This is a genomic window from Rufibacter hautae (genome assembly GCF_008271695.1).
GTDB classification, from domain to species: Bacteria; Bacteroidota; Bacteroidia; order Cytophagales; family Hymenobacteraceae; genus Nibribacter; species Nibribacter hautae.
This window is the reverse complement of the sequence record NZ_VKKY01000001.1, coordinates 1236809-1254565: the sequence shown is the minus strand read 5'-3', so window position 1 is coordinate 1254565 and position 17757 is coordinate 1236809. Positions and strand designations below refer to the sequence as shown.

At 52.4% G+C, this 17757-nt stretch carries 16 protein-coding genes; 8 read left to right on the top strand and 8 right to left on the bottom strand.

The features are described from left to right. Positions 1–62: 62 nt before the first annotated feature. Entirely contained in the window at positions 63–1025 is a 963-nt protein-coding gene (locus FOA19_RS04710; protein ID WP_149089614.1) for an NAD-dependent epimerase/dehydratase family protein, read from the bottom strand. Between the two features lie 204 nt (positions 1026–1229). On the opposite strand from FOA19_RS04710, the gene kbl reads away from it, so the two are divergent. The 3 genes from kbl (at position 1230) to FOA19_RS04695 (ending at position 4652) form a co-directional block, all read left to right on the top strand. Continuing rightward, complete coding sequence (gene kbl, locus FOA19_RS04705) at positions 1230–2423, top strand: glycine C-acetyltransferase (RefSeq protein ID WP_149089613.1); 1194 nt, start codon at positions 1230–1232, stop codon at positions 2421–2423. A gap of 338 nt (positions 2424–2761) precedes the next feature. Beyond that, positions 2762–3193 (top strand): hypothetical protein, encoded by a 432-nt coding sequence (locus tag FOA19_RS04700; protein WP_149089612.1) that lies wholly within the window; start codon positions 2762–2764, stop codon positions 3191–3193. A gap of 541 nt (positions 3194–3734) precedes the next feature. Beyond that, positions 3735–4652, top strand: coding sequence for an NYN domain-containing protein (locus FOA19_RS04695; protein WP_149089611.1), 918 nt, complete (start codon positions 3735–3737; stop codon positions 4650–4652). 287 nt (positions 4653–4939) lie between these two features. Here FOA19_RS04695 and FOA19_RS04690 read toward each other — a convergent pair whose 3' ends face one another. Both FOA19_RS04690 and FOA19_RS04685 read right to left on the bottom strand, forming a co-directional pair. Then, complete coding sequence (locus FOA19_RS04690; protein WP_223808736.1) at positions 4940–6256, bottom strand: erythromycin esterase family protein; 1317 nt, start codon at positions 6254–6256, stop codon at positions 4940–4942. Between the two features lie 235 nt (positions 6257–6491). Beyond that, positions 6492–7169, bottom strand: coding sequence for a 3'-5' exonuclease (locus FOA19_RS04685; RefSeq protein ID WP_149089610.1), 678 nt, complete (start codon positions 7167–7169; stop codon positions 6492–6494). A gap of 137 nt (positions 7170–7306) precedes the next feature. Here FOA19_RS04685 and FOA19_RS04680 point away from each other — a divergent pair, with 137 nt between their 5' ends. After that, on the top strand, positions 7307–8752 hold the full coding sequence (locus tag FOA19_RS04680) for a phytoene desaturase family protein (protein ID WP_149089609.1): 1446 nt from the start codon (positions 7307–7309) through the stop codon (positions 8750–8752). 223 nt (positions 8753–8975) lie between these two features. Here the strand turns inward: FOA19_RS04680 and FOA19_RS04675 are convergent, their stop codons facing one another. From FOA19_RS04675 to folP, 3 genes are all read right to left on the bottom strand, one after another. Then, positions 8976–9902, bottom strand: coding sequence for a serine hydrolase (locus tag FOA19_RS04675; RefSeq protein ID WP_149089608.1), 927 nt, complete (start codon positions 9900–9902; stop codon positions 8976–8978). Positions 9903–10284: 382 nt separating this feature from the next. Next, on the bottom strand, positions 10285–11115 hold the full coding sequence (gene cdaA / locus FOA19_RS04670; RefSeq protein ID WP_149089607.1) for a diadenylate cyclase CdaA: 831 nt from the start codon (positions 11113–11115) through the stop codon (positions 10285–10287). Next, positions 11112–11990: a dihydropteroate synthase gene (folP, locus tag FOA19_RS04665; protein ID WP_149089606.1), complete on the bottom strand. Its 879-nt coding sequence runs from the start codon at positions 11988–11990 to the stop codon at positions 11112–11114. Before folP ends, cdaA begins: the two co-directional genes overlap by 4 nt. Positions 11991–12015: 25 nt before the next feature. On the opposite strand from folP, the gene FOA19_RS04660 reads away from it, so the two are divergent. The 4 genes from FOA19_RS04660 (at position 12016) to FOA19_RS04645 (ending at position 15298) form a co-directional block, all read left to right on the top strand. Continuing rightward, positions 12016–12585, top strand: a complete 570-nt coding sequence (locus FOA19_RS04660; protein ID WP_149089605.1) for a DUF1599 domain-containing protein — start codon at positions 12016–12018, stop codon at positions 12583–12585. Next, positions 12566–13681 (top strand): BT_3928 family protein, encoded by a 1116-nt coding sequence (locus FOA19_RS04655; RefSeq protein ID WP_149089604.1) that lies wholly within the window; start codon positions 12566–12568, stop codon positions 13679–13681. The genes FOA19_RS04660 and FOA19_RS04655 overlap by 20 nt, the downstream gene beginning before the upstream one ends. Positions 13682–14033: 352 nt before the next feature. After that, positions 14034–14606 (top strand): shikimate kinase, encoded by a 573-nt coding sequence (locus tag FOA19_RS04650; protein ID WP_149089603.1) that lies wholly within the window; start codon positions 14034–14036, stop codon positions 14604–14606. Positions 14607–14686: 80 nt separating this feature from the next. Next, positions 14687–15298, top strand: a complete 612-nt coding sequence (locus tag FOA19_RS04645) for a sterol desaturase family protein (RefSeq protein WP_149089602.1) — start codon at positions 14687–14689, stop codon at positions 15296–15298. A gap of 76 nt (positions 15299–15374) precedes the next feature. On the opposite strand, the gene FOA19_RS04640 is transcribed toward FOA19_RS04645, so the two are convergent. Then, a complete protein-coding gene (locus FOA19_RS04640) occupies positions 15375–15563 on the bottom strand; it encodes a hypothetical protein (RefSeq protein WP_149089601.1) in 189 nt (62 codons plus the stop codon). A gap of 506 nt (positions 15564–16069) precedes the next feature. Continuing rightward, on the bottom strand, positions 16070–17245 hold the full coding sequence (locus FOA19_RS04635) for a S8 family serine peptidase (RefSeq protein WP_149089600.1): 1176 nt from the start codon (positions 17243–17245) through the stop codon (positions 16070–16072). Between the last annotated feature and the right edge of the window lie 512 nt (positions 17246–17757).

Genomic DNA, 17757 nt, shown 5'->3' with positions numbered 1-17757 from the left:
GAAAGGCATGGATTTCAAGAATGATTTCAATCTAAAGAGACAGGTTCTTTGCCCTGAAAAGCTTAGTTGTTGATGCGCTTCAGGTGCAGGAGCATGTCATCGGTCATGGTGTGCAGGTCATACTGCGGATTCCAGCCCCAGTCCTGGCGGGCGGCCAGGTCATCAATGCTCTGCGGCCAGGAATCTGCGATCTGCTGACGGCTGTCTGGCTCGTAGGTAATCTGGAAGTTAGGGTAGTGGCGCTGGATGCTGGCCGCAATCTCCTGCGGCGTGAAACTCATGGCCGCCAGGTTATAAGAAGACCGCACTTTCACCTGCTCGGCGGGTGCGTGCATCAGGTCTAAGGTGGCTTTAAGGGCGTCTGGCATGTACATCATGGGCAGGCGGGTGTTCTCGCTCAGGAAACATTTGTACGTGCCGGTGGCCAGGGCCTGGTGGTAAATGTCCACGGCGTAGTCGGTGGTGCCGCCGCCGGGCAGGGCTTTGTAGCCAATAAGGCCCGGGTACCGCAGGCTGCGCACATCCAGACCGTATTTGTTGAAGTAGTACTCGCACCAACGTTCGCCGGCCTGCTTGCTGATGCCGTACACCGTGTTGGGGTCCATGATGGTGTCCTGGGGCGTGTTCTGGCGCGGTGTGTTCGGCCCGAAAACCGCGATGGACGAAGGCCAGTACACTTTTTCCACTTTCTGCTCCAGCGCGAAGTCCAGCACGTTGAAGAGGCCGTCCATGTTCAGGCGCCAGGCAAACTTGGGGTTCTTCTCGCCGGTCGCCGACAAAATGGCCGCCAGGTGGTAGATCTGCTTGAACTTGTAGCGCGAGGCCAGCTCGGTGAGGTGTTGCGGGGTGAGCACGTCCACAATCTCAAAAGGCCCGGTTTCGCGCAGATCGGCTTGCTTGGGGTATTGGATATCGGCGGCCACCACGTTGGCATCGCCGTAGATTTTTCTCAATTCAAGGGTGAGTTCAGAGCCCAACTGTCCGCAGGCCCCAATCACTAAAATGGCATTTTTCTGTTTTGACATGCAAGTGCTGAATAGGAAAACAAATGTACGTTATTCAAGTGGCTCCAAAAAATATGGGAGAGTGCCGGGGTTTTGTATCTTTGGTGATCTTAGGTACGGAGTAGGAAGAAAACTTACCTGTGCCTCAACTTTTGTTTCAGGCCCGTTTGCAGAAAACAAGCCTGAAACCCCGTTAAATGTTAGTAGCAAGTTTATCTAACCGATATGTACGAAACTTTAAAACCAGATCTGGAGCAGCAGTTAGCCGAGATCAAAGCCAATGGCTTGTATAAAAAAGAGCGCGTGATCACGACCCCGCAGCACGCTGAGATCAGAACCCAGCAGACCGGCGAGGTACTGAACTTCTGCGCGAACAATTACCTGGGGCTTTCCTCGCACCCTGCCGTGCTGGAAGCCGCCAAACGCACCCTGGATACCCACGGCTACGGCATGAGCTCCGTGCGCTTCATCTGCGGAACCCAGGACATCCACAAACAACTGGAGCAGAAACTGGCCGAGTTCCTGGGCACCGAGGATACCATCCTCTACGCGGCGGCCTTTGACGCGAACGGCGGCGTGTTTGAACCTCTGTTCGATGAACAATCAGCCATCATCTCCGATGCCCTGAACCACGCCTCCATCATTGACGGCGTGAGGTTGTGCAAGGCGCAGCGCTACCGCTACGAACACAACAACATGGCCGATCTGGAAGCCAAACTGCAGGAGTCCCAGGGCGCCAAGCACCGCATCATTGTCACCGACGGTTCTTTCTCCATGGACGGCACCATCGCGCAGCTGGACAAAATCTGTGACCTGGCGGATCAGTACAAAGCCTTGGTGATGGTGGACGAATGCCACTCCAGCGGTTTCATTGGCAAGACCGGCCGCGGCACGCATGAGTACAACAATGTGATGGGCCGCGTGGACATCATCACCGGTACTTTGGGCAAAGCGTTGGGCGGCGCCATGGGCGGGTTCACTTCGGGCCGTAAAGAGATCATTGACATGCTGCGCCAGCGTTCGCGCCCATATCTTTTCTCCAATTCCCTGGCACCGGCCATTGTGGGAGGTTCGCTGGCGGTTCTGGAATTGCTGAGCTCCACCACTGAGCTGCGTGACCGCCTGGAGTGGAACACCAAATACTTCAGAGAGAACATGACCGCTGCCGGGTTTGACATCCGTCCGGGGGTACATCCTATTGTGCCGGTAATGCTCTACGAGGCCGCCCTGGCACAGGAGTTTGCCGCCCGCATGCTGGAGAAAGGCATTTACGTGATCGGGTTCTATTTCCCGGTGGTAGCCAAAGGCGCCGCCCGCATACGGGTGCAGCTTTCTGCGGAACATACTAAGGAGCAGATAGATCGCGCCATCCAGGCCTTTACCGAAGTTGGCAGGGAACTAGGTGTCCTGAAAGGATAATCTTTCGGAACCTTAAGAGAAAAGCATGAAACAAGACCGGCCTGCCATTCTGAAAATGGCAGGCCGGTCTTGTTTTTTAGAGGCTCACTTTCAGTTATTCGAAAATAAAGTGAGCGGCGCTTGAAATGAATAAACTAATTAGTTAGTTATTAAACTAAATTAACAGTTATACTGCGCCTAGAATCAGTGATTTGATAATTATTTGTTGCGGAGCGGCTTGGGGTATTCTTTGAAATATCCTTTTAATGCTTAACTATCTAGTTGAAATAAAGGCGTTACTTCCATCACCTAGCAATTAGAATTCATTTTTATTTTATTTCATATTTTAATTTTAAACTATGATGAAATCTAAAGTTCTATTTAAATCGCTGCTGGCAGTAATACTGCTGTATTTTAGTGCAAACGTTAGCATGGGTTGGGCGCAGGAAAAACCGAATTTCCTTTTCTTCAAAAATGGGCAACCTGTGGACCTGACCAAAAGCTACTCTTTGGAGGAGTTAAAATCCGGGGTAGTGGTAAACCAAACGGAGGATTTGGAAATTGCTCATGTCTACTTGGTGCGGGATTTACGGCCTATAAAGGCCCTACAAGTCAAAGATCAGGCAAACCTGCAGAAGTTTGAATTATATGCCTGGGGCATGGGCCCTGAAGAAGACGGGAAAAATGTTGCATCCCATGTGCTAGAGCCAGTCCTTAAACCAGGTGACCGGTTTGTCTTTGACGCCATCTGGAAAGGCACGCCAATTTCTTTTGCCTTGAAGGTGAAATAACGGAGAATATCTTGCTGCATAACAGCAAAAAGCCCTGTTTGTTTTACCTTTTTTTCCTGAAAATACCCCAAAAACGTCTCCGTTGGTATGTACTATGCTACCAACGGAGACGTTTGTTATTATATGGAATTTAGGTTGTCAGCGAAACAATCATTCCCTACTTTTGTCTTGTAATTACTTAAAGGATATGTTCTTCCATTTAAGGAAATGCGGTACCTACAGCGTTCCAAAGGAAAGGGGCCTGTACCGGTAATATGGTAACTGCTGTAGAAGCAGATGAGAAATTAAATCAGAAAGTGGTCCCCCAGACTAAAAAATTAATGAAGGTATTTTTAAGATATAGCAGATTCTTTTCCCCTGGTTCCTTTAAAACATCCATAGAGAACTATTTCCTGCTCCCCCTCCCCAAAAAACACCTCTGGCATTCGCCGCTTTCGCCCGTTTACTCCCCCTGCACCTTATAAAAGCCGGTAATAGGTAGAAACAAGTAACCAATAGATTAAATAAACAAAAAGAAAGACAGACAAAAACCAAAAACCACATGCAGGAAAAACTAGTAAGGATTGGCGTCTTCTATGACGGCAATTACTTCTTGCAGGTCAGTAATTACTACGCCTACGGGCATCAGCGCAAACGCAGGATTAGTATTTCTGGCCTTCATGAATTTATCAGGGAACAAGTGGCCGAGGAGGAGGACGTGGACCCACGTTTCTGCCGAATCGTAGACGCCCACTATTTCCGGGGCAGGCTCAATGCCTACGAAGCCAGCCAACGCGGCGACACCCTGTACTGGGACCGTGTGTTTGATGACATCCTCATGTCTGAGGGCGTGACGACCCATTACCTGCCCGTGCGGACCACGCCGGAGGGGTACAAGCAGGAACGCGGCATAGACGTATGGCTGGCCTTGGAAGCTTTTGAACAGGCATTCTACAAACGGTTCGATGTACTGGTGCTCATCTCCTCAGACGGGGACTATGTGCCCATGGTACGCAAGGTGAACACCCTGGGAACCCGCGTGATGGCGCTTACCTGGGAGTTTGAGTACACCACAGACAACGGCCAGCGGATGACAACCCGCCCGTCGCAGGATCTGTTGGCCGAGGTGACCTACCCCATGGCCATGCATGGCATCATTGATCAGCGGATTGCCCAGAACGATGCCACCATCCAGCGCCTGTTCGTACAGCCGGACCAGAAGCGGAACGCGGCGCCCCAAGGCCACGACGAGGACTATGAAGAGTCGCACGGGAATGTTGACGGACACGGTGAAGGCGAGATCATGAGCCTGAAAAACGGGTATGGTTTCATTAAATTCCCACCCAACAACCTGTTCTTCCACTTCACCAACGTGATTGACACAGATTTCAATGAGCTGCACGTAGGCGACCGCGTGGAGTTTGAGATTGAGAAAGATGATGAAGGCAACGACGTGGCCAAAAGCGTCAAGCTTCTCTAGCGGTCTGACTAACGGCAACAGAAGTAGTAGTATGCATAGGCGGCCTGACTAGCCACCTTTACAAAAGAACCCGTAAGCGGCCTGACTAGCCCTTTGGGAATAAGTGTTCACTTGCAGCCTGACTAGCTGCTCTTGAAAGAGTGAGGGGAAGCGTGACAAAGCTTTCCAAGACAAAACAACAAAGACAAAAATACGAAAGGGGGAGCCGGACAGCTCCCCCTTTTCCTTTAATAACAGGTGCATTTTCTCATTGAGCCTGGTTTGGGGCTTGTTTTACAAAATCAGGCTTAAAGCGGATTGAGGGCTGTGGTCTGGTCAATGAACAGGAAGGCGTCATAGCGTTGGGGCAGGACCGTGGGTACGTAATTACCACCCTCCGAGGCCGGGTTGTACACCACCCCAATGGCTCGGTGCCCGCGCCGCTGGAGCGCCTCGGGGATGTCCTTCAGCTCACGCATGAGCAGGAGTTTGTCCTCGGCGCTGTGCCGGTGCAGAATATCCTCCCAACTGTTGTTCATGGCGGCCGGTACGTTCATAACCCTGGTGGCCGCGCCCCACATGGTAGCCGCTATTACCTGCCCTTGGTAAGACCCGAAGCCCACCAGGTACACTCCCTTGTCTTCATGCTGCTCACGAATCAACTGCCCGATGTTCACCATGCCAGCGTTGGCCATGTCTGTGTAGCGGGCGTCTCCTACGTGCGTGTTATGGGCCCAGACAATGATTTTGGCTCCATTTCCCCGGTGAGCCACCAAACGGTTCACGGTTTCCTGCATGTGGCGGTCCCGCACGTTCCAGGAACCTGTACTGCTCCTGATCATCTGGGTGTAATACCGTTCCGCGTTCAAGGCTACCAACGCATTTTGCTCGGCGTTGAAGGAGGCCTCATGGTTGGCGGGCTGCCTTGATCGGTAGGCTTGTACCGCCTCCAGCAGGGTTTGCATTTGCTGCGCGCAGGAGGTGCCTTGCGCGGTGGCCTGGGCGTACAGCTGCTCATCTTGGTTGTACGGTTGCAGGCAGGTCTGGGCGTTTCGGGCCAGTTGGGCAATGGCGGGGTCCGCCGTCTCCATATAAGAACGTACTGCCTCTAGTGACTCCCATAGACTGTAGACGTCCATGCCGTAGAAACCTACTTTCTGGTTTTGGGCCAAGGATTGGTTGTGCTGCCTGAGCCACTCAGAGAAAGTGGCGACCTCCTGGTTCGCCCACATCCAGGTGGGCCAGCGTTGGAAAGCCTGCACCGCCTGCTGCGCGGTACCGCCCGTCTGCCCCTGGATATACTGGTTCAAGGAGTAGGAGGCGGGCCAGTCGCCTTCTACTGCAATCAGGTTAAAGCCTTTCTCCTGGATGAGCCTCTTGGTGATGTTGGCCCGCCAGGTATAGAATTCCGAGGTTCCGTGGGAGGCCTCCCCAATCAACACGTATTGGCTGTTGCCTATCTCGTTGATCAGGATGTCCAGATCGCCTACGTCCTCCAGCGGGTAAACCCCTTTCGTGAGGAAACCCTCTTCCTGCTCTCGCTCGTCCAGCGAGTCGTTGTCTGAGGAGCAGGAGAAGAGCCATCCGCTTAACAGTAACACCCACACCAGCTGCAGTCTTCCCATGTTCAATTTCCGCATAAACATATCTTGAGTTGTTTTGAAGGAATGGAATAGTTATAAAAGGTTTACTTTGTTCTACTCCCAGAATATGCTTAACGAAAGCGCAGGACCTTGGTGCGTTGAATTTGTACGGGTTTTTATAGAGGCAAATACCCAAATGTAGGAAAGCTAATAAGTGTTAAACGTATTGGTATTATTTAATTTGTTTCAAAAGATGAGGTTGGGTTCTGGGCCGGTTTTAGTCCTGAGAAGGGACAGGGGCATCCTGTACTGCCGTATCTGGCGAGGGCAGGAGTTCAGCCAGCGGCGGCAGCCAATAAGGAGTGCCGTACTTGGGGTTAAGCACCAGTTTGTTGCGCATGTTATCCAGGGGACTTTCCTTGTGCAGCCGATGAAGCAGTTGCCAAGTGGCGGTGGCATCGGGCAGGGCGCGGTGCCATCTGGTAAGCGGGATGCCGTAAACCTTGCACATGTCGGGTAGGCTGCGCGGGGAGGGCTGGCGCAAACGGCACACTGACAGGGTATCTATAAACGGATGTTGCACCGGCCCAAGTTTGAGCCGGCGGTAGGTGCTGTACAGGAAACCCAGGTCAAAAGGGGCATTGTGCGCCACCACCGTGCTGTCCCCGATGAACTCTTTAAGGATGCTGAAAGCGGTGCGCTCGTCCATGGCATGGGCCAGATCCTCGGGCGTGATGCCCGTCAGTTCCGTGATTTTCCTGGGGAGTTCTCCTTTCAGTTGCACCAGCGTGTGGAACCGGCCCGTGATCTTGCCATTGGCGCTTTTCACGGCCGCTATCTCAATCACCCGGCCTTTGCTCCCGCTTACCCCGGTGGTTTCAAAATCAAGGGCGGTCACGTTGCTGAGGATGGGCGTGAGGTCCGGAAAAAGGGGCAGAAAGGGAGCGTCAGGCATGGAAAAAATGAGTAGCTTGTAGCACGTATACGCAAGAACCTCGTTCTGTTTTACTTCCCGTTTTCATACATCAGGGGTAAAACAAAGCGCCTCCCAGGTTGTTGCAGGAGATACCATAACCCTTAAAAAGAGCAAGCGTGAGCACTACTCAATATGATGCGGTGGTAGTTGGTTCTGGTCCTAATGGTTTGTCGGCGGCTATTGTGCTGCAGCAGGCGGGGCTGGAGGTGCTGTTGATAGAAGGAAAAGACCAGTTGGGCGGCGGGCTGCGCTCCCGGGAACTGACCCTGCCGGGGTTTGTGCACGATGTGTGCTCGGCCATCCACCCGTTGGCGGCCGGGTCCCCTTTCTTCAAGACCTTGCCGCTGCAGGAACACGGGCTGGAGTTTGTGTACCCTGAGGTCTCGGCGGCGCACCCGTTTGATGGCGGAAGGGCCGCGGCGCTGCACCTGTCTTTAGAGGAAACCGCGCAGGCCCTGGGACCAGACCGACAGGCGTACCTCAACCTGATGAAGCCCTTGGTCAAGAGCTGGCCTGGCCTGGCCAAAGATGTGCTGGGCCCCTTGCGGATTCCCGACCACCCCATTGACATGGCTGCTTTCGGGCTGAATGCTTTGACCTCGGCTACGTTTCTGGCCAATAAATTCAAGACGCAGGAAGCCCGGGGGCTATGGGCGGGCATGGCGGCACACTCCATTCAGCCGTTGTCTAACCTTACTACCTCGGCCATCGGGTTGGTGCTCATGGCGGTGGGGCATTTGCAGGGCTGGCCGGTACCCCGAGGTGGCTCGCAACAGATTGCCAACGCGCTGGTGTCTTACTTCGTGAGCCTGGGTGGTAAAATTGAGACCGGGAACTACGTGACTTCCCTGAAACAACTGCCTTCGCACAAAGCGCTCCTGCTGGACGTTACGCCCAAACAACTGCTGGACATTGCCGGCGAGAAGCTGTCGCCTTTCTACCGGGGTCAGTTGCAGCGTTACCGGTATGGCATGGGCGTGTTCAAGATAGACTGGGCTCTGGACGGACCCATCCCGTTCACGGCGCCCGAGTGCCGCCAGGCCGGGACCATCCACCTGGGCAACACGCTGGAAGAGATCGCGGCTTCGGAAAGGGAATCGGCGAGCGGGAAACACCCGGAGAAGCCTTTTGTGCTCCTGGCCCAGCAAAGCCTTTTTGATAGCAGCCGCGCGCCCGAGGGCAAACACACGGCCTGGGCGTACTGCCACGTGCCCAACGGATCCACTATTGACATGACCCAAGCCATTGAAGGACAGGTAGAGCGTTTTGCGCCCGGTTTCAAGGATTTGATCTTAAAACGCCACACCATGAACACGGCCCAGATGCAGGCTCATAACCCTAACTACATCGGCGGCGATATCAACGGCGGCATCATTGACATGGGGCAGCTGTACACCCGTCCGGTGGTGACCTTGTCTCCGTACCAGACCTCGGCCAAAGGCATCTACATCTGCTCCTCGTCCACCCCGCCGGGCGGAGGCGTGCACGGCATGTGCGGTTTCCACGCCGCCCGCCGCGCCCTGAAAGATGTGTTCCAGCTATCGGCGCCAAAATTATCTTAAAAAGATTCGCACCAGGATAGGGGTAGCGCCGAATATAGCGGTCTTACTATCTCATGAAGGGAAAAAGTCCACCTGAAGCACCTAGTGCGGATGGTGGGCTTTGTTCTTTTACAGGCGTTTTAAACGCGTTTCTTAGAAAAGAAGCCTAAAATAGATTTTGCCTTCGGGGCTGCAGGATCGGATGAAAGTCCTTTCTTGGGAAACGGAATCTCTGCCCGATGATCTAGTATTTCTCCACGCCTAGGGCTGGGCTCCAATCAGATTTGGGTTCGAAGTGCTGCCACAGCGTTTTGGAGACGGCCCTGATGAGCGCGTAGCCGGCGTTGCTGTATTCCCAGCTCTCGTCTTTCTGGTTTTTGGTGATGATGCAGAACACGTAGTCGCCGTGCGGGGCATTCACCAGCACCACCTCTGAGCGGGACCGGTTCACTGCCCCTGATTTAGAGGCGGTGTGCACAAAAGGCGGTATCTGCGAAAGTGCCTCGCTGTCAAAATAAATGCGGCCCAGGTTTCGGTACATGCGCTCACTCGCGGCGGGGCTCACGGCTTTTCCCTCCCTGATCATGGTCACCAGCGTAGCCATTTCCCGAGGTGTCGTCTGGCCCCAGCCGTACTTCTCCCAATTAGGGCGCCGGCCCGGAGTGCGGGAGTTCATGCGGGTGTAGGTAAAGCCATTTTTCTCAAGCCAGGCGTTGATGGCGGTACCGGTACCCGCCAGTTGTTGCAGCCACAGGCTGGCGGTATTGTCTGAAGTGGTGATGCTGAGCATCTGGATTTTGCTCAAAGCCACGGTAGAGCTGTCCTTGAAACTGCCCACAATGTCTTCGCCGGCATAGTATAGCGAATCGCGGTAGCGCAGGATGGTTTTGGGGTCGATTTCGTTGCGCTCTATTTTATCGAACATGGCCACCATGATAGGCACCTTGATTATGCTGGCGGTGGGGAAAAGCGTATCGGCGTTGATGGCCACCGTCTTCCCAGTTTTTAGATGCCGCACATAAATGCCTACCTCGCCCTGGAAGTCTTTGGTAAGCGTCTGCAGTTTCTGGGTGAGCTGCTTGTCGGTTTTCTCTTTAGCCGTTTTCTGCCCGAAAATCGGCAAAGAGACGAAAAGCACGAGCAGGAGGGAGAGGAGTGAAGGGAATCGCATGGTCATCTGGTTGATGCCCAAAAGATAGGCATTTCCAATAAGCCAACCGCTTTTCTGGTCAGTTCAGTGGCTGTTAAGTGCTTTGGGGCTGTTTTCTGGAAAATGAGCCTGAAATAGGGTGGTCTCAATTTTAGAACCAATTACAGGGGAGAGCTTTGGGCACAGACACTCGCTGGACCTCCGGACACTTCAAGGTCTTATTATGTGCAGACGGTAAAGCGGAGGTAGACAGAAAATCCTCTCCTGATTTAGGAGGGTGCCCACAGGGCAGGAAACGACAATTGCTGGGGCAAACTCGCGCTAGACGTGCCTAGGGCAGACTAGATGGATAGGGTTGTGCGGGAAAGCAATCAACAATAAACAATCAGCAATCAGCAATGAACTATGCGGCGGCTACTTTCTCTACCACCTTCGGCTCAATGTCAAACAGGAAGTGGTTGAGTTTGGAGCGCAGGTCGGCGGCGGAGAGGTTGCGGTAGACTTCGCCGTTGCGCACGAGGGCAATCTGGCCGGTTTCCTCGGAGACCACCAGCACCACGCTGTCGGTGACTTCAGACAGGCCGATGGCGGCGCGGTGACGCAGACCCATGGAAGCGGGCACATCGTTGCTCTCCGTCACGGGTAGAATACAGCGCGCGGCTTTGATCCGGTTGCCCTGGATGATGACGGCGCCGTCGTGCAGCGGACTGTTCTTGTTGAAGATGGAGATAAGCAGACGCTTGCTCACGATGGCGTCAATGGCGTCACCGGACTCGGCGAAGTAGCGCAGTTCTGAGCTGCGGGCAAACACGATCAAGGCGCCGGTGTTCTTGCCGGCCAGCGACTTGGCCGCCTCAATGAAGGGGGTGATGGAAAGCTTGTCGGTAGGCTCGGTGCGGCGCCAGGGGAATCCTTTGAACAGACGCTCGTTGTTGAACGCGGTGGTCTTGCCAATCATCAAAAGGAAACGCCTGATTTCGGGCTGAAATACGATAATCGCCGCTAAAACGCCCACGCCCATGAACTGCCCCAAGATGATGGTAAGTAGCTCCATGCCGGCGGCTTTCACCACCAGGTACAGCAGGTAGATAGATAATAGGCCTAAGAAGATCTTGAGGGCCACGCTTCCGGTCAGGAGTTTGTAGAGTTGGTACAGCAATACCGTCACCAGCAGCACATCAATAATGTCCAGCCACTCTATATCTAAAAACCCTATGGAAAACAGTGGAATCACGCCGTCAGCATCTTTTTAACAATTTCAATAGTATGTACCGCCTCTTTCACGTCATGCACCCGCAAAATGTCTGCCCCGTTCAGTAACGCCACGGTGTTGGCGACAATTGTGCCTGTGAGGGCCTCCTCCGGACCCACGTGAAGCGGTTTGTAGGTCATGGATTTGCGGGAGAGCCCCACCAGCAATGGTAACTCAAACAGTTCCAGTTCTTTGAGCCGGCGCAGCAGCTGGTAATTCTGGTCCACGTTTTTCGCGAAACCAAAACCAGGGTCCAGCAGAATGTCCTTTACCCCGGCTGCCCTCAACGCTGCCACCTGCCCGGCCAGGAAAGAGGTGATCTCTTCCAGCAGCCCCTGCTCATAGTGGTTCTGCGAAGCCATATTCTGCGGCGTGCCGCGCATGTGCATGAGAAGGTACGGAACCTGTAACCGGCCCGCTGTAGGGAACATGTCCGCGTCCAGCGTACCACCGGAGACATCGTTGATGATGTGCGCCCCGTGCCGTACTGCCTCTTCCGCTACCCGGGCCCTGAAGGTGTCAATGGACAACAGCGCCTCAGGGAAAGCTTTGGAGAGCGCCTCTATAATGGGTACTACGCGATTTAGCTCTTCCTGTTCCGAAACTTCCGGAGCGCCCGGTCGGGTGGAGTAACCGCCTACGTCCAGGAACGTGGCACCGTCCTGGAGCATCTTCTCGGCCTGGGCCAGGGCCTGGTCGGTACCCTGCAATCGGCTGCCCGCGTAAAAGGAATCTGGGGTGGAGTTGAGGATGCCCATTACCGTGGGCTGCTGCAACAAGACCAATCTACCAGCGCAGTTGAGGGTGATTTTTTTGCAAAAAAGTGTATCTTTCGCGTTCAATTGGCCTATTCCCATTTCCTATAAAAGTAAAACGAAAAACTTGATTCACCAAACCGCCCAGGAGTACAACCGCGTGGTAGAAGCATGCCAGCGCCTGTTTTTGCAGAAAACCCAGGACTACGGCACCGCCTGGCGAATCCTGCGTCTGCCTTCCATCACCGACCAGATTTTCATCAAAGCGCAGCGCATCCGGTCCATCCAGGAGAAGGGCACGCAGAAGATACAGGATGATATTGCGTCTGAGTTTGTGGCCATTGTGAACTACTGCGTCATTGCCCTCATGCAGGAGCAACTCATAGCACAAGGTGAGACCGAGCAGGCCTTGCTGGTGGAGCGGGTACGGGAGTTGTACCAGGAGGAAATCAGGAAGACGCAGGCGCTGCAGGAAGACAAGAACCATGATTACGGCGAGGCCTGGCGCAGCATGCGCGTGGAGTCTATGACCGATCTGATCCTGATGAAGATTTACCGCACCAAACAGATAGAAGACAATGCCGGCCACACGCTAGTGTCTGAAGGGGTAGAGGCCAATTACCGCGATATGCTCAACTATGCTGTGTTTTGCCTTATCAAACTAAATTATCCTGACCATGGTACTCCGTCTGCTTAGTAGGTTCGCTTGGATAGTGGTGGGCGGGTTGTTCATCTTCTCGGGTCTGATCAAACTGAATGATCCGGTGGGCACCGCCATCAAACTGGAGGAGTACTTTGAGGTGTTCTCCACGGATTTCTCCTCGGTGTTTCTCTCGTTCAAACCGTTTGCACTGTACCTGTCCATCTTCCTGAGTACCCTGGAAGTGGTGCTGGGCGTGGCCCTGCTGGTGCGCTGGCGCCTGAAGACAGTGTTGTGGCTGCTCTTCTTCCTGATTGTGTTCTTCACCTTCCTCACCTTTTACTCGGCGTACTTCAACAAGGTAACCGATTGCGGCTGTTTCGGGGATGCCATCAAACTCACGCCTTGGCAGTCGTTCACGAAGGACATCATTCTGCTGGTACTCATCCTAGTGCTATTGTTTACCCAGCGCCATCTGCTGTCATTGGGTCAGATGAACCGCGGCGTGACGGGTGCCATTGTGCTGGTGTCGTTGGTCTTCTCGGTGGCCATTAGCGTGTATGCTTACCAACACGAGCCGTTCCTGGATTTCAGGTCTTACCGGGTGGGCGCCAATATCCCCAAGCTCATGAAACCATCGGCGCCGCTGCGGTACCAGTACGTGATGGAGAAAGCCGGCGTGGAGTCTACCTTTGAGAGTTACCCCACCGATACCACCTACAAATTCAAGAAGATGGTGCCGCTCAACCCGGAGGATGGCCCCAAGATCACCGATTTCAATATCTGGAACGATCAGGGCGATTTCACGAAGGAGATGTTCCTGGGCAACCGCCTACTCATTCTGGTGAAAGACGTGAGCAAGGCTGACCAGGAGAGTTTCAAGGAAATCAACGCCCTGCTGGCCGGTCTGGAGAAAAACCAAACGCCCAAAGTGGTGCCGGTGGTCATTACCTCCAGCAGCAGCCAGGAATTTGACGTGTTCCGCCACGAGGTCAACCTGTCGGCGCCGTACTTCTTCGCCGATGCGACGGTGCTTAAAACCATGATCCGCTCCAATCCAGGCTTACTACTTTTCAAGAACGGCATCGTGGTAGGCAAGTGGCACTACAATGATATCCCAGACCTGTCCGAAGTGCAGACCTTGGTACGATAGCGCGCCTAAACCACTTGTTTGCCTCTGAACTACAGCGTTTCTGGCCCGGTTTTCCGGAATCTGGCCAGAAACGAAGATGGAAAAGGACGCTTGGTAAGCGGCAATTCAGATAAGGGGGGCAAGTGGTTGCTGACAGAAGCCTTGTCAAACGTGCGGTTTTAGGTATTCGGCCTTCGGTATCTACTGCCTGAACTTGAATAGGAAGGTGATTCTACTATATTTTCCCGTGGATCGGTCCCTTGTTACGGTCTTGTACGTACACGCAGTTTACAAGCCGTTTCTGAGAAAATAGCCCAAAAACGAACCGGTTTGCCGCTGGTCTTTGCAATCCTTGAAACCTGTCTCTGATTACATGTCTTCCGCCCAAGTCCTTTCCCAACTGACTGAACTTCCTGCCAAAGTTTTCCTCGTGGGCATGCCCGGTTGCGGGAAATCCACGGTGGGGAAAGAACTAGCCCAACGGCTGCAGTGCACTTTCCTGGACTTGGATACTTTGATTGAGGAGCAGGAGGGGCTTGCCGTGCCGCAGGTATTTGAGCAGCGCGGGCAGGAGTATTTCAGGCAAGCCGAGGCGCAGGCCTTACGTCTGGCTGCCGCCCGATCAGAGCGCCTGGTGTTGGCAACCGGTGGCGGCGCACCCTGTTTCTGTGAAAACATGGGTTTTATGGTTTCGCAAGGTGCCACGGTTTATTTGAAACTCACTCCCGCCGAATTGGTGGCCCGCCTAACGCCGTCTGACCTGCAGGGTCGGCCCTTGCTGCGGGACAAAACCCCCGATGAGTTGCTGGTGTATCTCGCTGACACTCTGCGACAACGCGAACCGTTTTACCAACAGGCATCTTTGGTCGTTGCCGCCGGAGGCCGAGATGTACCTACCGTGGCGCAGCAAATTGAGCAGTGCCTTCTTGGCGCCGCTAGCCAGTAAAATGGCTGATTCTGGATAATTTTAGTTATTTTTGCGCGTTTCCTGGCAAGAAACGCTTCGTTTAATTTTTTCTGTTTACTATGAAACCGAATCACAAAGGATCTGCAACTCTGTTCAAGAATCCAGTACTGGAGCGGCTCACCCATACCCACATTGCGCTCCCCATCTCTATCTTCTTAGTGATTGCTACTGGTCTGCTGGTGTACGGCTTTACATACGGCTTCCTGGATGTGCTCTCGGCGGTAGGTTTGTTTGTAGCCGGTTGGCTCATTTTCTCGCTGGTGGAATACCTGGCGCACCGCTACATTTTCCATATGGAGCCCACCAATGAGTTCAAGAAGAACATCCAGTACACGTTTCACGGAAACCACCACGACTACCCCAAAGACAAAACCAGGCTGGCCATGCCGCCCATCGTGAGTCTGTTTATCGCCTCGTTTTTCTTTTTCGTGTTCAAACTGGTCTTCGGGTCGCTGGTATTTGGTTTGGTGGCTGGTTTCTTGTTTGGGTACGCGCTTTACCTTTTCGTGCACTACGCGGTGCATGCTTACGCGCCACCCAAAAACTTCTTGAAACAGCTCTGGATTCACCACAGCATCCATCACTACAAAGACCCTGAGCGGGCGTACGGCGTTTCTTCCCCACTTTGGGATTGGATCATGGGTACCATGCCAGAGCAGCGTAAAAGATAAGCTATACCTATATAAAAAGAGAAGGCCACCTTTGCAGGTGGCCTTCTCTTTTTAGAGTTGTTGGAGTAAATGAGCCCTAAAGCCGGTTTCTTCCTCCACCCCGTATTTTGCGGAGTAGCCACATGATCAAAGCAATCACAATCACAATCACGATGACTGCGGTCCACATACCGGCCTGGAAAATATCCCCGATAACGTCGCAGCTGGAAAGCGTCATGGACATGATCAGCATGAACGCGAAAAAGTATGCTTGTAAATTTTTCATATCAGTAAGTTTAGGTCATTGATTAAAGGCTTGGTTTACACCATAAAACCATTTGTATTCAGATTACTCTATTTTAGACAAAAAGGTTGAGCCTGAGTTTTTCCGGTCCGTCATTTGGCACGCTTTGGTGTTCGGTAGTTCACTGGTTTGCAATTGTTGACGATTACTCCGCCAGCAAATACAGATAGACAAATGTGAGGAGTTGGATCAGATAACAGATATGGTTTTGATGCCGAGGTGAGTGAAAACCGCCGAAGTGGGAGAGCTATAGATTGCCTTGTTAGGCGTGAGAAGGAAAGATAAGCCAAGATGGAGCGAAACCACATCTTTCGGTAGAACGGCTTTTCGGTAAAACGAGCTATAAACGGTTTTAAATGGAGAAAGCAATTGGTATGATGCTGATGGATTCCGGCAGGCTGGAATTATTGGTGAGCCAAGTCATGCTCTAAACAAGAAAGGCCCGTCTACATGACGGGCCTTTCTTGTTTAGAGCATGACTGATGCTACTATTTTAAAGCGATGGGATCTGGTTTGCCATCTGGGTCATTGGTTACTAAACCTTGCGAGCCTACTCTTCCGCCGGTTAAAGCCAAGATGCCAGCTACGTGCGGAGCGGCATAAGACGTTCCGTTACCGTTCACGTATCCGCTGCCTTTCCAGGTAGTTTTGATGTTGGTACCCGGCGCTGCATATTTCACAGAAGCCCCGAAGTTAGACGAAGCGTTGAACTTGCCGTAAGAGTCCATGTTAGATACCACATACACGTTTGTGGCAACCACACGGGCCGGAGAGTCAACCTTGCAGTCAATAGAGCTGTTTCCAGATGCTACCACTACAAACATGCCTTTGGCAGCTACTTTTCTTACTAAGTCATCCAGCATAGTGGAAGCAGCCACGCGCAGACTCATATTCACTACGTCGCCTGCTTTCCCGTAGGTATAAGCATGGTTCAACGCCGAGTAGATGCGGGTAAGGGTTCCGTAACCAGTGTTATCAAATACGCGCAGGGCAACAATGGTCGCGTTAGCGGCCACGCCTACTACGCCAGTTGTATTGTTTTTGGCACCGATGATACCGGCAACTGCAGTACCGTGGCCATAGCCGTCTTCATAAGAAGTAACTCCGGAAATAAAGGACTTGCTGCGGGTTTTGTCTACGTTCAAGTCTGGATGGGTAGACTGCACGCCTGAGTCAATCACCCAAACGGTTTTGCCAGTACCGTCACCATAACCTACACGGGCCACGCCCCAAGGAATGGACTGGGTAGTGGCGGTTGTAGAAGTAGTAGTTTCAGCAGAAAGGGTAGCAACAGCTTTCTCAAGCTGTACCGTTTGTTCCTGCTCTACATACGCTACGTTTTCATCTTGTCTTAACTGTAGCACCTGGTCTTTGCTGAGGTTACCAGTGAATCCATCTGATGCACCGTTGAACACTTCGCTAACGCGATTCTGGTTTATGCCTAATCTCGAAAATAAGCGGTTTCTTAACTCTTGTTTAGAAGCGGCAGAGCCATTCTTCATTACAACAATGTATTTACCTTCTACCGCTTTGGAGGCAGCGGCAGGAGGGGTTGGCGCAGTAGCCGTTTCTTCTAAAAGTTCGTCTTTCTGGCAACCCGCCATAGAGAATACAGAGGCCAGGGCGAAGAAAGAGACTGCTTTTTTGAAATTAGTTGATCGCATAGTTAATCTTTTGATATTAAAGATAAAGAGCAGCGTAACCAAGCGTCACGCTTCTTCGTAACCCCCGGCTTTTGTTTATGGTTCAATCACCCTCTACTGTTTGAGGTAATAATTAGATTTTTAGTCTTTATAAGGCCGAAAAAGTTATATGGTATACTGGATATGATCAATGGAAAGGCTTGTTTTTAAACCTGAAGCGCCTAGTTTGTATAAAGTTAAGTCGATGTACTCCTTAAGAGGCATGCTCTTGATTTAGGTTCATAATTATGAAAGAACGCTAAAACGGACCAGCGGAAGGCAGTGCATATTTGCTCATTTACATTCTGTGGTAAGCTGGTAATGCTCCAGGTTTTTTCAAGATAAGCTTCGGAATGATGGGAGTGTAATTACTCAGTGCTTCGTAGTGGCCTTATATTTTCCTTAATCATAAGAGGAAAAGTTTGAAAGGAAAGCAGTGGCTTTAATATTATAAAATTCATATATTCATGTAAGCTCTACAATGTATATAAGTA

What these genes read in the sequence shown, in the direction of transcription:
- FOA19_RS04710 (WP_149089614.1), bottom strand. Translation starts at nt 1,025, where the DNA reads ATGTCAAAACAGAAAAATGCCATTTTAGTGATTGGGGCCTGCGGACAG.
- kbl (WP_149089613.1), top strand. Translation starts at nt 1,230, where the DNA reads ATGTACGAAACTTTAAAACCAGATCTGGAGCAGCAGTTAGCCGAGATC.
- FOA19_RS04700 (WP_149089612.1), top strand. Translation starts at nt 2,762, where the DNA reads ATGATGAAATCTAAAGTTCTATTTAAATCGCTGCTGGCAGTAATACTG.
- FOA19_RS04695 (WP_149089611.1), top strand. Translation starts at nt 3,735, where the DNA reads ATGCAGGAAAAACTAGTAAGGATTGGCGTCTTCTATGACGGCAATTAC.
- FOA19_RS04690 (WP_223808736.1), bottom strand. Translation starts at nt 6,256, where the DNA reads ATGGGAAGACTGCAGCTGGTGTGGGTGTTACTGTTAAGCGGATGGCTC.
- FOA19_RS04685 (WP_149089610.1), bottom strand. Translation starts at nt 7,169, where the DNA reads ATGCCTGACGCTCCCTTTCTGCCCCTTTTTCCGGACCTCACGCCCATC.
- FOA19_RS04675 (WP_149089608.1), bottom strand. Translation starts at nt 9,902, where the DNA reads ATGCGATTCCCTTCACTCCTCTCCCTCCTGCTCGTGCTTTTCGTCTCT.
- folP (WP_149089606.1), bottom strand. Translation starts at nt 11,990, where the DNA reads ATGGGAATAGGCCAATTGAACGCGAAAGATACACTTTTTTGCAAAAAA.
- FOA19_RS04655 (WP_149089604.1), top strand. Translation starts at nt 12,566, where the DNA reads ATGGTACTCCGTCTGCTTAGTAGGTTCGCTTGGATAGTGGTGGGCGGG.
- FOA19_RS04650 (WP_149089603.1), top strand. Translation starts at nt 14,034, where the DNA reads ATGTCTTCCGCCCAAGTCCTTTCCCAACTGACTGAACTTCCTGCCAAA.
- FOA19_RS04645 (WP_149089602.1), top strand. Translation starts at nt 14,687, where the DNA reads ATGAAACCGAATCACAAAGGATCTGCAACTCTGTTCAAGAATCCAGTA.
- FOA19_RS04640 (WP_149089601.1), bottom strand. Translation starts at nt 15,563, where the DNA reads ATGAAAAATTTACAAGCATACTTTTTCGCGTTCATGCTGATCATGTCC.
- FOA19_RS04635 (WP_149089600.1), bottom strand. Translation starts at nt 17,245, where the DNA reads ATGCGATCAACTAATTTCAAAAAAGCAGTCTCTTTCTTCGCCCTGGCC.